This is a genomic window from Salinispora goodfellowii (assembly GCF_059570675.1).
Genome location: NZ_JCANTD010000026.1, coordinates 62,140 through 73,655, shown reverse-complemented (window position 1 = coordinate 73,655; position 11,516 = coordinate 62,140). Strand labels below are relative to the sequence as shown.

Here is an 11,516-nt window from a genome sequence, read left to right as displayed (position 1 = left end):
CACCCGAGCGCCCGGCAGCACCGGGCCCGCACCACTGGGCGGCCACCCCAGGATGCGAAACACCACCGACAATGCCGAAAGCTGGGAATACGGCGACGGCGACGACGAGCTCTGGACCACCACCCCACCCCCGACCGGCACCATCACCACACCAACCGAGCAACGGCCACGACACCACGGCAAAGCCCTCGGCCAGAGCTAACCCCCCACCCGGGCCGGTCACCCCACCACAGGTGACCGGCCCACACCATGCGACCACCCCACCGGCCACGCCACCGCCCCGAAGGAGGTACCCGCGAATGCGCCTCGCCCGCCCGGCGACCACCATCACCACCGCGACGCTCACCGCCATCATGGCCCTCGGCATGCCGGCCCTACCAGCCGCCGCCGACCGGAACGACGCCTGGTACCTCGACGCCCTCGAACTAACCGAGATGCACCAAATCACCCAGGGCGAAGGAATCACCGTCGCGGTCATCGACTCCGGCGTGGACGCCAGCCACCCCGACTTGAAAAACAACGTACTACCCGGCACAGACGTCTACGACGACCAGTCCAAGGGACACAAGGACCGGGACGGCCACGGCACCGCGATGGCCTCCCTCATCGCCGGACACGGACACGGCCCCGACGGCCGTGAGGGAATCCTCGGCGTCGCCCCCAAAGCCAAAATCCTCCCAATCACCGTCGGAGATACATCCGCCGTTAGGAGCGAGATCCCGAACGCGGTCAACTGGGCGGTCGACCAGGGCGCAGACGTCATCAACCTCTCCCTGCACGGCACGAGCGACAGTGCATTCAACCGGGCGGTAGAGCGGGCCTACCAGAACAACGTGATCGTCGTCGCCGGTGTCGGTAACCGGGAAAACACGGCCATCAGTGGCCTAGCAATGCACGATGCCACGCTCGCGGTGGCCGGTCTGGACCGCGACGGCCAACCCAGCCGCGATGCCTCGCTCCCAGACTGGGGAACCCAGGTGATCCATCTCGCTGCACCCGCGGAAGACCTCTATCAAGCAACACCCGGCGGTGGGTACGCCACGATCGGTGGAAACAGCGGCGCCACCGCACTCGTCTCCGGCGCCGTCGCCCTGGTGAAGTCGAAACACCCGAACCTCAGCTCAGCAGACCTGTTCAAACGAATGGTCGAAACCACCCGCGACGCCGGCGAACCCGGCCGGGACCGCGAATACGGCTGGGGCACACTCGACCTGCGTGCCGCCCTCACCGGCGAACCAGACGGCCGCACCGCCCAAACCCAATCTCCCCGCCCACTACCCCCAAGTGACCCAGCCCTCCTCCGCGCCCGCGAGTCAGATCCATCAGACAACAGCCTCCAGCCCACCCTCGTCATCTCAATCGTGGTCCTCGCCCTCGGCCTCATCACGGTCACCGCACTACTTCTCCTACGCCGCCGCCGGCGAGCTGCCACCACACCCACAACCCACACCACCCCCCAAGCACCCACCCCCACATCACCACCGGTTGACCCCACCGACCCCACCGACTGGCAACGCCCCAACTAACCGCACCCAAGACCCCAAACCGTCCGGGCGAAACCACCTTGACTGTGCGCTTGTACGGTTCCGTTGAGCAGCAACGCTCCTGCGGCGAGCGGCACCATTACGGGTGTGGCCATTACTCCTTCCGCTCTTGGTGCCTTGGTACGGCGCCGCGCCAACGGCCGCATCATTTCGGTGGTACCAATTGCGCACCTCGCCCAAGCCTCGGGGCCGCGCCAGGTCGAGCGGCTGGGATATCGTCGGCGTTACCCCGATCCGTCAACGCACGAAGCCCGGAGCCATGACGCGCACCCTTCTCGTCTCCCCGGACCAGCCTGGCGCGTGCCTGTCCATCGGTGATCCGGTCACGGCAGTGAAAGCCGACGCCCTGATTGCCGTTGTGGAGGGTGCAGCCAACCGGCATGGCACCTTCGGCCCAGCTGAGGAGGACGTGAGGTGACTCATCCGGGTGCGGCACGGCCGGGCGAACCGGAGCATGCCTGGGCCGCGCAACGCGGGCAGGGTCGGGCGGCGACCAGCACCGTCTACGGCGCGCGGGCCGCAGCGGCGGTACCGTCCCACTCGGCAGCACCGGCCCACAGCGGTGGCCCGCCCGCCTACCCGGCGGCGGCGCAGCCGCACCCAGCGTCACAACCGCACCCAACGCCACAGCCGCGCCCGGGGGCACAGACCAACCCGGCAGCGTGGGCCAGCACGGCACGCCAGTCAGCCGCCGTTGCGCCGGCCGTAGCACCGCCGCCGGCCGCAGCACCACCCAAACCGGACAGCCCGGGTGCCCCCCGGGTACGGCCGTACCGGCCTCCACTCGGGATCGGACCGGTCACCGTTGTCCAGCTGGTGGCGTGGCAGATCGGGGTGGTGGCGGTACTCGCCGCCACCGGGCACAGCGTGCTGCTCGCCGCCGTGGTCGCCGCCGTGGCGGTGCTGGTGCTCGTACCCACGGTGGTCCGGATTCAGGGCCGCTGGCTGCACCAGTGGAGTGTGGTCTGGTGGTCCTTCCGAAGGCGACGCCGGCAGGTGGCCGCGGCCGAACCGGAACCGGCCCGGCACCTCCTGGCCCAGCTGGCCCGCGGCGTCGAGCTGGAGACTGTCGAGATCGACGACCAGCCGACGGTGTTGCTGACCCACCCGGCTGGGCTGAGCGTCATCTTCGACATTGACCCCACCGAGGGGGCCCTGCTGATGAGCGCTCCGCAGGCCCTGCCCTCCCCCGCCGCGCTGCTGCCACCGGCGGACAGGAAGGGTCCGCCGGTGGTGGTGCAGTTGCTGATCCAGGTGACCCCGGCACCGCATGCCCATCCGAGCGCGGCGGCGGTAGGCCGGGCGTACCGCGAACTGACCAACGGGGACGTGCCGGCGAGCCGGCAGGCGTGGGTGGCGCTCCAGGTGGCGCGGACCCCGGACTTCCACGCCGACCACGACCTGCTCCCGACGCTGACCAAGGTGATTCAGCGAACCCGGCGGCTGCTGCGGCAGGAGCGGGTGACCGCGCGGATGCTCAACCGGGAAGAGGTGCTCGCCGCGATCGCCACCCTCACCCACCTCACCGGGACAATGCCGGGCGCGGGCAGCGAGCAGCTACTCGCCCGCGAGTCCTGGCGGGCCTGGTCGACCGGGGGCGCCCGGCAGAGCTGCCACCGGCTGCTGACCTGGCCCACGCAGCGGTGGGAGATCGATCCACTGCTGCGGGGGCTCCCCTCCGCCGGAGGTGTGGTGTCGATCGCCGCCAGTCGGGTGGACGGCGACGACCTGGCCATGGAGGCGGCCTTCCGGCTGCTGGGGAGCGGCCCGAATGGTCTGGCCGCCGCGGACGCGGCCCTACACGAGGCGATCCGCCGCCAGGGCGGTCAGCTGCAACGACTCGACGGCGAGCACGCCCACGGGGTGGCCGCCACGCTACCGCTCGGAGGTTTCCTGCGGTGAGGAGTGTCGCCTTCCCGGACAGTCGGATGGGGTTGCACCGCACCGACGCCGCATCCGTTGCCGGCCTGCGCCTGGTCGCCGGTGGCGGTGGCCTCGTGGTTGGTCGCAACCGGCAGCAGGATCCGGTGGGCCTGCGCGTGTTCCGCCCCGAACCGACCCAGCTGATGCTGGTCGGCGGCGTCCGCAGCGCCCAGCTGATCGCCTTCCGCGCCATCGCGCTCGGCGCCCGGCTGTACATCCAGACGGGCCGCGAGCGGGAGTGGGACGGTTTCCTGCGGCGCTGCGTCATCGGCCGGGAAATCGCCACGTTCCTGCCGCCGGGTAGCCCGCCGCCGACCCCGGCCAACCCCACCGAACCGCAGCTCGTGGTTGTCGACACCGGCCCGGTCACCGGCCCCAACCCCGGGCTCAGTACGCCGTGGCGGGCCACCCTGGTGGTTCGCGACGACTTGGCCGGCTGGGACTCCACCGCACTGGTACGCAGCGACATCGTGCTGCTTCAGCGGCTGACGGCGGCGGAGGCGGGGATGGCGGCGAACGCACTGGGGCTGGTGAGCGTGCAGAGCTGGTTCACCCAGCTGCACCCGGAGATGGTCGGCCTGATCACCAGAGGCAAGGTGCAGTGGGTCATGCTGAGTGTGACCCACACCGAGCGCCAGTTGCTGGGTTCGGTGGCCCGCGGCGACGCCTGATCGGCTGACCGGTCACCCCGGTGCCCCTGCCGCTCAGCGCCGCAGGTAGGCCAGCACCGCGAGCACCCGCCGGTGGCCGTCGGTGGTGACCGGCAGGTCAAGTTTGCTGAAGATGTTGCCGATGTGTTTGTTGACCGCTGCGTCGGTGACGTACAGCTGCCGGCCGATCATGTCGTTGGAGCGGCCCTGTGCCATCAGCGCGAGCACCTCAAGCTCACGGGCGGTCAGCCGCCGCCTCGGGTCGCAACGGCGGCGCATCAGCTGACGGACCACCTCGGGGTCGATCACCGTCGCCCCCGCAGCGACCTGCTCCACCGCGGCGTTGAACTCCGCCACCGCGCCGACCCGGTCCTTCAGGAGATAGCCGACGCCCGCATCGTCGTCGGAGTCCAACAACTGCGTCGCGTACGACTGGTCCACGTACTGGCTGAGGACCAGGACCGGCAGGCGGGGGAGGTGCTGGCGCAGCCGTACGGCGGCCCGCAGCCCGTCGTTGGCGTTGCCCGGGGGCATCCGAACGTCGGTGATGACGAGGTCTGGGCGCCGGGCCTGGACGGCCTCAGTCAACGAGTCGGCGTCGGCCACCGCGTCAACGATGTCGTGCCCGAACCGGCCGAGGATGCTCACCAGCCCCTCCCGGAGCAGGGCGGAGTCCTCGGCGAGGGTCACTCGAAGGGGCATGGGATCTCCATCAGTACGAGCGTCGGGCCACCGGGTGGGCTGGAGACCCGCATCCGCCCGTCCAGCACGGCGAGCCGGCCCGCCAGCCCGGTCAGCCCGGTCCCACCGGAGACGTCGGCGCCGCCCACGCCATTGTCCCGCACCGCCAGGGACAGGATGTCGGCGTGGTGCCGTCCGATCAGCTCAACCTGGGTGGCCTGGCTGTGCTTGGCCACATTGGCCAGTGCCTCGGTGACAGCGTAGTAGGCGGCGGCCTCGACGGGCCGCGGTAGCCGACCGGTGAGCCGCAGGTCGAGCGAGACCGGCACCGCAAACCGGCTGGCCTCGTCCGCCAGCGCGGCCACCAACCCGTTGTCCGCGAGGACCTGCGGGTTCAATCCTCGGACCAGGTGGCGCAGGTCGGCCAGGGCCAGCCCGACCTGCTCCTGCGCCGCGGCGAGCTGGCCGTGCAGTGTGGAGGGCTCGGGCAGGTCCAGGCGGATCAGGCCCAGCGTGACGCTCAGCGAGACGAGCCGCTGCTGGGCCCCGTCGTGCAGGTCGCGTTCGATCCGCGCCCGCTCGGTCTCGAACGCGTCGAGCAGCCGTGCCCGCGACTCGCTGATCTCCTTCAGGTGCGGGGCGACTTCGACGCCCCGGGGCGCGAGGACGATCCGGCACAGCGCCGCGCGGGCGCCCGCCCAGGCGGTCAGCGAGTAGGGGGCCGCGAGGAGCAGGAGCCCGCCCAGCACGGCCCAGGGCCAGGCCGCCGGGTCGTCAACCGGCGCACTGACGCACAGCGCCGGCACCACGAAGGCGAGACCGAGTACGGCGGCATCGACCCAGCAGAGCGCGGTCACTGAGATCACCATCAGGGTGAGCTCCCGCCAGGTCGCCGGCTCGGTCAGCCGGGTTCGCAGCCAGGCGTATGGCCCCAGCCCCGCCGGTGGGCGGTGCGGGGGTGGGATTCCGTCCAGGTCGACCAGCCGCAGCCGCCAGCGTTCCAGGCGGGCGAAGGGCAGCCCCATCAGCGCGGCGGCCAGCAGTAGCGCCACCCCGACGAGGACGACGGCGGTGAGCAGGCCGACGGTGACCGCCACCACGAGGAGGCACATCGTCAGCGCGCCGACGAGCAGCCCTGAGGTCAGGTAGAGCAGGGCTCGCCAGGGCCAGGCCGAGGCGAGGAAACGCACCGGCTGCCGGGCCAGCGCCTGCCACGCGGTTCGGCTTCGCCGCCCACCATCATGTCGCACCGCGCCACGGTAGATCAGCACCGGGCCCGGCACAGTAGGGCGGACGCTACCTTGAGGACTATCTCCTGGGTCAGTGTGCGGGGGGCCCGTACGCGATCGAATCGACGGCATGGCTACTACTCGATCTTCGGCCTCGCCGGCGGTGGAGCTCCACCGCGTACGCAAGGTGTATCACCGGGGCCGGGCGGAGGTGCCGGCGCTGGACGGGGTCTCGCTCAGCTTTCCGCGGGGCAGCTTCACCGCGATCATGGGTCCGTCCGGCTCCGGCAAGTCCACCCTCCTGCAGTGCGCCGCGGGCCTGGACGAGGCCAGCTCGGGACGGGTCTTCGTCGCCGGCGAGGAGCTCAGCGGGATGGACGAGCACCGGCGTACGGCCCTACGGCGGCAACGGATCGGCTTCGTCTTCCAGTCCTTCAACCTGGTCGCTTCCCTGACCGCGACGCAGAACGTGGAGCTGCCGCTGCGTTTCGCCGGCCGCCGCCCCGACCGGGCGGAGGTGACCCGGGCGCTGGCCGCGGTCGACCTGGGCGAGCGAGCCGGGCACCGGCCGAGCGAGCTCTCCGGCGGCCAACAGCAGCGGGTCGCGCTGGCGCGCGCGCTGATCACCCGCCCGGACGTGCTCTTCGCCGACGAGCCGACCGGTGCGCTCGACACCGAGACCTCGCGTGCGGTGCTGTCGCTGCTGCGCCACCTGGTTGACCAGCGGGCCCAGACCACGATCATGGTCACTCACGATCCGGTCGCCGCGTCGTACGCCGACACGGTGGTCTTCCTCCAGGATGGCCGGGTCGCCGAGCGGATGGAGCTCGCTCCGGCGGACGGGTCGCGGCCCGGCCGGATCGCCGCCGAGCTGGCGCGGCTGGTGGCATGATGCTGGCCGCTGCCAATCTCCGCGAGCACTGGCGCTCCTTTCTCGCCAGTTTCCTCGCCGTCGTGGTGGGGGTCGGCCTGATCGCCGCCGCCCTCCTGCTCTACGACTCGAGCCGGCCAAGACCTCTGCCGCGGGTGGCCAACGCCCCGGTTCTGGTGGTGGCGAAGCAGGCGGCGGAGCCGACCGGCACGCTCCGGGACCGCGTACCGTGGAGCGAGCACGAAGCCGGTGACCTGGTCCGGAAGCTCGAGGGGATCGACGGCGTCGAGGCCGCGATCATCGACCGTAACTTCTACGCGCAGGCCTTCACCGACGGCGAGCCGATGCCCGACGAGGCCGCGGCGGAGGCCGGGCACGGCTGGTCCAGCACCCGGCTTGCCCCGTACGAGCTGACCGCCGGTCGGGCGCCGCGCTCCGACCACGAGGTGGTGGTGGGCACCGCTCTCGGGGTGGCCGTCGGTGCCACGCTCCCGGTCGGCCACGCGGACGGGGTGCACTCCTACACGGTGAGCGGGACGGTACCCGGGCACGGCTTCTACTTCACCGATGCTGAGGCGGCGCGGCGGGACACCGGGGTGACCACGATCGGGCTGCTGGCGGCGCCGGGTTCCGCGGGCTCGGAGATCGCCGACCGGGCCGGCCGGATCGTCGGCGACGGGGGCACCGCGCTGACCGGTGCCGCCCGTGGGGTGGTGGAGCCCGGGCACCACACGCACCGGCGGTTCCTCGGCACCCAGCTGATCGGGGCGATCACGATCATGGCGCTCTTCACCACGATCTTCGTGGTTACCGCCACCCTGGCGTTGGCCACCGCCCAGCGCCGCCGCGAGATCGGGCTCCTCCGGGTGATCGGCGCCGACCGGCGCCAGCTCCGCCGCCTGGTGCTCGGCGAGGCGGTCCTGCTCGGTCTGCTCGGCTCGGTGGTCGGCTGCCTGGCCGGCGTCTGCGCGGCGCCCGCCCTGCTGGCGTCGCTCGACCGGCTCGACGTCACCCCGCCCGGCGCCCGGATAGTCATCTCGGCGTGGCCGTTGCTGGCGGCTGGCGCGGTCGGCACCGGGATCGCCGTGCTCGGCGCCGGGGTGGCCAGCCGCTCGGCGGCCCGGGTGCCGCCCATCGAGGCGTTGCGCGCCGCCGCGACGGAGCGGCGCCGGCTGGGCCGGGCGCGGGGGGCCACCGGGCTGGGGATCCTCGGTCTGGGTCTGGTACTGGCCGTCCTGACCGCGGTCGGCGACGCGGACCGACGGGTCACCCTGGCGCTCACGACATCGATGTGCCTCATCGCCGCCGCGGCGCTGCTGGCGCCGGTCGTGATCGGGCCGCTGGTACGCCTGGGTACGGCGGCGGTTGCCCGCCGGTCCCGCGGCGCGGGCGCGATGCTCGTCCGGGCCGAGCTGCTCAACTCACCCCGCCGGGCCGCCTCCATCGCCGCCCCGGTCATCGTCGCGGTGGGCTTCGCCGTGCTGGTCAGTGGGCTGGTCGAGACGATGCGGATGGCGTATCCCGCGGAGGTCACCCGGCAGTTGGCGGGGCAGGTGCTCATCGACCCCGGCAACGCGCCCGGCCTGAACGAGGCGGTGGTCCGGGCGAACCCGACCGGTCGGGCGCCGCTGCCGACCCGCCTCTTCGTGACCCGGCCGGACGGCGGCGACACCGTGCTCGACGGGGTCGGGTCGCGGGACCCGCGCTGGTCCCGGCCGGGCGAGGCGGTCCTGGACACCACGATGGCGGAACTCCTGGACGTGCCGGCCGGTTCGACGATCACCGTACGCTTCGCCGACGGACGTAGCGCCCCGTTGCGGGTCGCCGAGGTGCTGCCCCCGGACCCGACTCGCGGCGCGTTCGTGCTCTCCCGGGAGACGGTCCGGGAGCACGATCCGACGGCCCTGACCGACAATATCTTCCTCGCCGCCGACCAGGCGCCGGCCCGACTGGGCGCGGGCGCTCGGTTACACGACGCCGAAGAGTTCGCGCTGCAGGACTACCGCACCGACGCCGAACTGACCGACAGCCTGGCGACGATACTCACGGTGGTCGCGGTCGGCTACAGCGGGCTGGCGGTGGCCAACAGCATGGCTCTGGCGGCGGTGGGGCGGCGTGGCAGCCTCGCCGTGCTGAGGTCGGCCGGCGGCACCCGGCGACAGCTGCTCGGGGTCGCGGTCGGCGAGACCGGGCTACTGGTGATCATCGGCTCGGTGCTGGGTCTGCTCGCCACCGTGCCGCCGCTGGTCGGCGTCGCCTCGGGTCTCGGCGCCGAGACCGCGACCCGCGTGTCCGTGCAGGTCAGTGGTGCGGTGGTGGCCGGGGCGGTCCTCGGCAGCCTGGCCCTGGCGATGGCCGCGAGCGCCGTCGTGTCCTGGCGCCAGCTGCGTCCGCGGAGCAACTGAGCGTGGCCCGCGACCGGTACGCCGGTCGCGGGCCACATCGTCGTACGGGGGTGGGTGGGGTCAGGCGTTCGCCCAGACCCGCGCCATCCACTCCTCCACCTCGTGGGAGGTTCGCGGCATCGCCGCGGAGAGGTTCTCGCAGCCGTCCTCGGTCACCAGCACGTCGTCCTCGATCCGGACGCCGTTGCCGCGGAACTCCGCCGGCACCCGCAGGTCGTCGGACTTGAAGTAGAGGCCCGGCTCGACGGTGAGGATCATGCCCGGCTGCAACTCGCTGTCCATGTACTTCTCACGCAGCATCAGCTGGCAGTCGTGCACGTCCAGGCCCAGGTGGTGCGAGGTGCCGTGGACCATCCAGCGGCGGTGCCAGCCACCCTTCTCCCGGTCCAGGGTCTGCTCCAGGGTGACCCCCTCGGGCAGCAGCCCCCACTCGTGCAGGATTCGGGCGATCACCGCGTTCGCCGCGGCGTGGATGTCGCTGAACTTGTTGCCCGGCTTCACCGCGGCCAGCCCGGCCTGCTGCGCCTCGTAGACGGCGTCATAGATCCGGCGCTGTACGTCGGTGAAGCGACCGGTGACCGGCAGGGTACGGGTGATGTCGGCGGTGAAGAGCGAGTCGATCTCGATCCCGCAGTCGATCAGGATCAGGTCGCCTTCGCGAACCTCGCCGGTGTTCTTCGTCCAGTGGATCGTGTTGGCGTGGTCGCCGGAGGCGCAGATCGACTCGTAGCCGACGCCGTTGCCCTCGTGCCGGGAGTAGAGGCCGAAGACGCCCTCGACCCAGCGCTCGCCGCGGCCCTTGCGGACCGCCTCGGGCAGCGAGGCGATCATCGCGTCGAAGCCCTTGTGGGTGGCGGCGACGGCCTTACGCATCTCGCCCACCTCCCACTCGTCCTTGATCAGGCGCATGGTGGAGAGGTGCCGGGCGAACTCCACGTCCGCCTCCTCCCACTCCTGCTCCGAGCCGGTTGCGCCGGCCTGGGTGCGGACGTTCTCCACCAGCTCGGTGAGGCGGGAATCGGCGTCCCGGACCACCCGCAGCCGGGCGGCGGCGGCGTCCTTGGCGAGGTCGTCGCCGAGCGAGTCGATGTGCCGCGCGGTGATGCCCAGCTCCGACTCCCGGTCGGCGATGCTCGGGCGCGGACCCACCCAGAACTCGCCACGACGGGAGTCGGCGTAGAACTCCTCGCTGTCTCGCGGGGCCAGCGGCCGGAAGTAGAGGATGGTGTGGTGGCCACCGCCCGGCTTCGGGTCGAGCACCAGGACGCTGTCCGGGTCGGTGTGCGCGCCGAGGCCGGAGAGGTGGGCGAAGGCGGTGTGCGGTCGGAACGGGTAGTCGGTGTCGTTGCTGCGCACCTTCAGGCCACCGGCCGGGATGACGAGCCGCTCGCCGGGGAACTGCTGCGACAGCGCGGCCCGGCGCCGGGCGGCGTGGTCGGCCACGGCGGCGCGGGGGGTGGGCTCCCGGTCGGGGTTGGCCCATCCGGAGCCGATGAATTCACGGAACTCGTTGCTGCTGGGAATGCCGCGGTGGCTGGCCTTCGCCTGCTTCTCGCTCGTCATGCCGACACATCCTGCCAGATCGGGTCATCGGCGCCGACCCACGGTTTGCGCACGTGGTAAGTGGTCGATGGGCTAGGGCACCTTTCCAGGTGCCATCGCCCGGCGGTGGCCAGCCAACCTCCCGGCAGCGGACTCAGCCAGCCTCCCGGCAGCGGACCAGGAATGACCGCTCAAAGACAATCACCGGCTCGCCGGTCGCTTTCGTACCCGTTGTCTCCACCGTCACGATCCCGTTGCCGGGACGGGACCGGGACAGCCGCTTCTGCAGGATTCGACTCGTCGCGTAGAGGGTGTCCCCGACGAAGACCGGCTCCTTCAGGCGCACCTTGTCCCAGCCCAGATTGGCGACAGCGCGCGCGGAGAGCGCCTGCACGGTCATCCCGCCGATCAGGCAGAGGGTAATGCCGCTGTTGACCAGGACCTTGCCGTATTCGGCGCCGGCGGCGTAGTGCTGATCGAAGTGCAGCGGATGCTGGTTCATCGTCAACAGCGTCAACCAGGTGTTGTCGGCCTCGGAGAGGGTGCGTCCCGGCCAGTGCCGGATCACCATCCCGGGTTCGAAGTCCTCGTAGTCCCCACCGTGCTCTTCAACGTACTCGTGGTCGCTGACTCGGCGTAGCGTCATCTGCTGTCTCCGACGTTTCGGATGG

General features: G+C 71.6%; 10 protein-coding genes. 6 read left to right on the top strand and 4 right to left on the bottom strand.

Annotation, left to right across the window (positions count from 1 at the left end; all coding sequences use genetic code 11):
• The 4 genes from T398_RS20750 to T398_RS20735 all read left to right on the top strand — a co-directional run.
• On the top strand, nucleotides 1-202 hold a 202-nt coding region (locus tag T398_RS20750), incomplete at its 5' end, for a hypothetical protein (RefSeq protein ID WP_496449241.1).
• Nucleotides 203-299: 97 nt separating this feature from the next.
• Nucleotides 300-1,526, top strand: coding sequence for a type VII secretion-associated serine protease mycosin (mycP, locus tag T398_RS20745; RefSeq protein ID WP_496449239.1), 1,227 nt, complete (start codon nucleotides 300-302; stop codon nucleotides 1,524-1,526).
• Between the two features lie 432 nt (nucleotides 1,527-1,958).
• Nucleotides 1,959-3,446 (top strand): type VII secretion protein EccE, encoded by a 1,488-nt coding sequence (eccE, locus tag T398_RS20740; RefSeq protein WP_496449237.1) that lies wholly within the window; start codon nucleotides 1,959-1,961, stop codon nucleotides 3,444-3,446.
• The gene (locus T398_RS20735; protein ID WP_496449236.1) at nucleotides 3,443-4,138 is read left to right on the top strand and encodes a hypothetical protein; all 696 of its coding nucleotides are present in this window, start codon (nucleotides 3,443-3,445) and stop codon (nucleotides 4,136-4,138) included. Before eccE ends, T398_RS20735 begins: the two co-directional genes overlap by 4 nt.
• Before the next feature lie 33 nt (nucleotides 4,139-4,171).
• On the opposite strand, the gene T398_RS20730 is transcribed toward T398_RS20735, so the two are convergent.
• Both T398_RS20730 and T398_RS20725 read right to left on the bottom strand, forming a co-directional pair.
• Entirely contained in the window at nucleotides 4,172-4,807 is a 636-nt protein-coding gene (locus T398_RS20730; protein WP_496449250.1) for a response regulator transcription factor, read from the bottom strand.
• Nucleotides 4,804-6,048, bottom strand: a complete 1,245-nt coding sequence (locus T398_RS20725; RefSeq protein ID WP_496449234.1) for a sensor histidine kinase — start codon at nucleotides 6,046-6,048, stop codon at nucleotides 4,804-4,806. The genes T398_RS20730 and T398_RS20725 overlap by 4 nt, the downstream gene beginning before the upstream one ends.
• A gap of 142 nt (nucleotides 6,049-6,190) precedes the next feature.
• Between T398_RS20725 and T398_RS20720 the strand changes: the two genes are divergently transcribed.
• A complete protein-coding gene (locus tag T398_RS20720) occupies nucleotides 6,191-6,919 on the top strand; it encodes an ABC transporter ATP-binding protein (RefSeq protein WP_496449248.1) in 729 nt (242 codons plus the stop codon).
• Nucleotides 6,919-9,303 (top strand): ABC transporter permease, encoded by a 2,385-nt coding sequence (locus tag T398_RS20715; RefSeq protein ID WP_496449246.1) that lies wholly within the window; start codon nucleotides 6,919-6,921, stop codon nucleotides 9,301-9,303. Before T398_RS20720 ends, T398_RS20715 begins: the two co-directional genes overlap by 1 nt.
• A 60-nt stretch (nucleotides 9,304-9,363) precedes the next feature.
• On the opposite strand, the gene T398_RS20710 is transcribed toward T398_RS20715, so the two are convergent.
• Together T398_RS20710 and T398_RS20705 are read right to left on the bottom strand one after the other, a co-directional pair.
• Nucleotides 9,364-10,866: an aminopeptidase P family protein gene (locus T398_RS20710; RefSeq protein WP_496449232.1), complete on the bottom strand. Its 1,503-nt coding sequence runs from the start codon at nucleotides 10,864-10,866 to the stop codon at nucleotides 9,364-9,366.
• Between the two features lie 133 nt (nucleotides 10,867-10,999).
• On the bottom strand, nucleotides 11,000-11,491 hold the full coding sequence (locus tag T398_RS20705) for a MaoC family dehydratase (RefSeq protein WP_496449230.1): 492 nt from the start codon (nucleotides 11,489-11,491) through the stop codon (nucleotides 11,000-11,002).
• Nucleotides 11,492-11,516 lie beyond the last annotated feature (25 nt).

Bases quoted from the DNA above. Each gene is read 5' to 3' on its own strand.
- mycP (WP_496449239.1), top strand. From the start codon at position 300: ATGCGCCTCGCCCGCCCGGCGACCACCATCACCACCGCGACGCTCACC.
- T398_RS20715 (WP_496449246.1), top strand. From the start codon at position 6,919: ATGCTGGCCGCTGCCAATCTCCGCGAGCACTGGCGCTCCTTTCTCGCC.
- T398_RS20710 (WP_496449232.1), bottom strand. From the start codon at position 10,866: ATGACGAGCGAGAAGCAGGCGAAGGCCAGCCACCGCGGCATTCCCAGC.
- T398_RS20705 (WP_496449230.1), bottom strand. From the start codon at position 11,491: ATGACGCTACGCCGAGTCAGCGACCACGAGTACGTTGAAGAGCACGGT.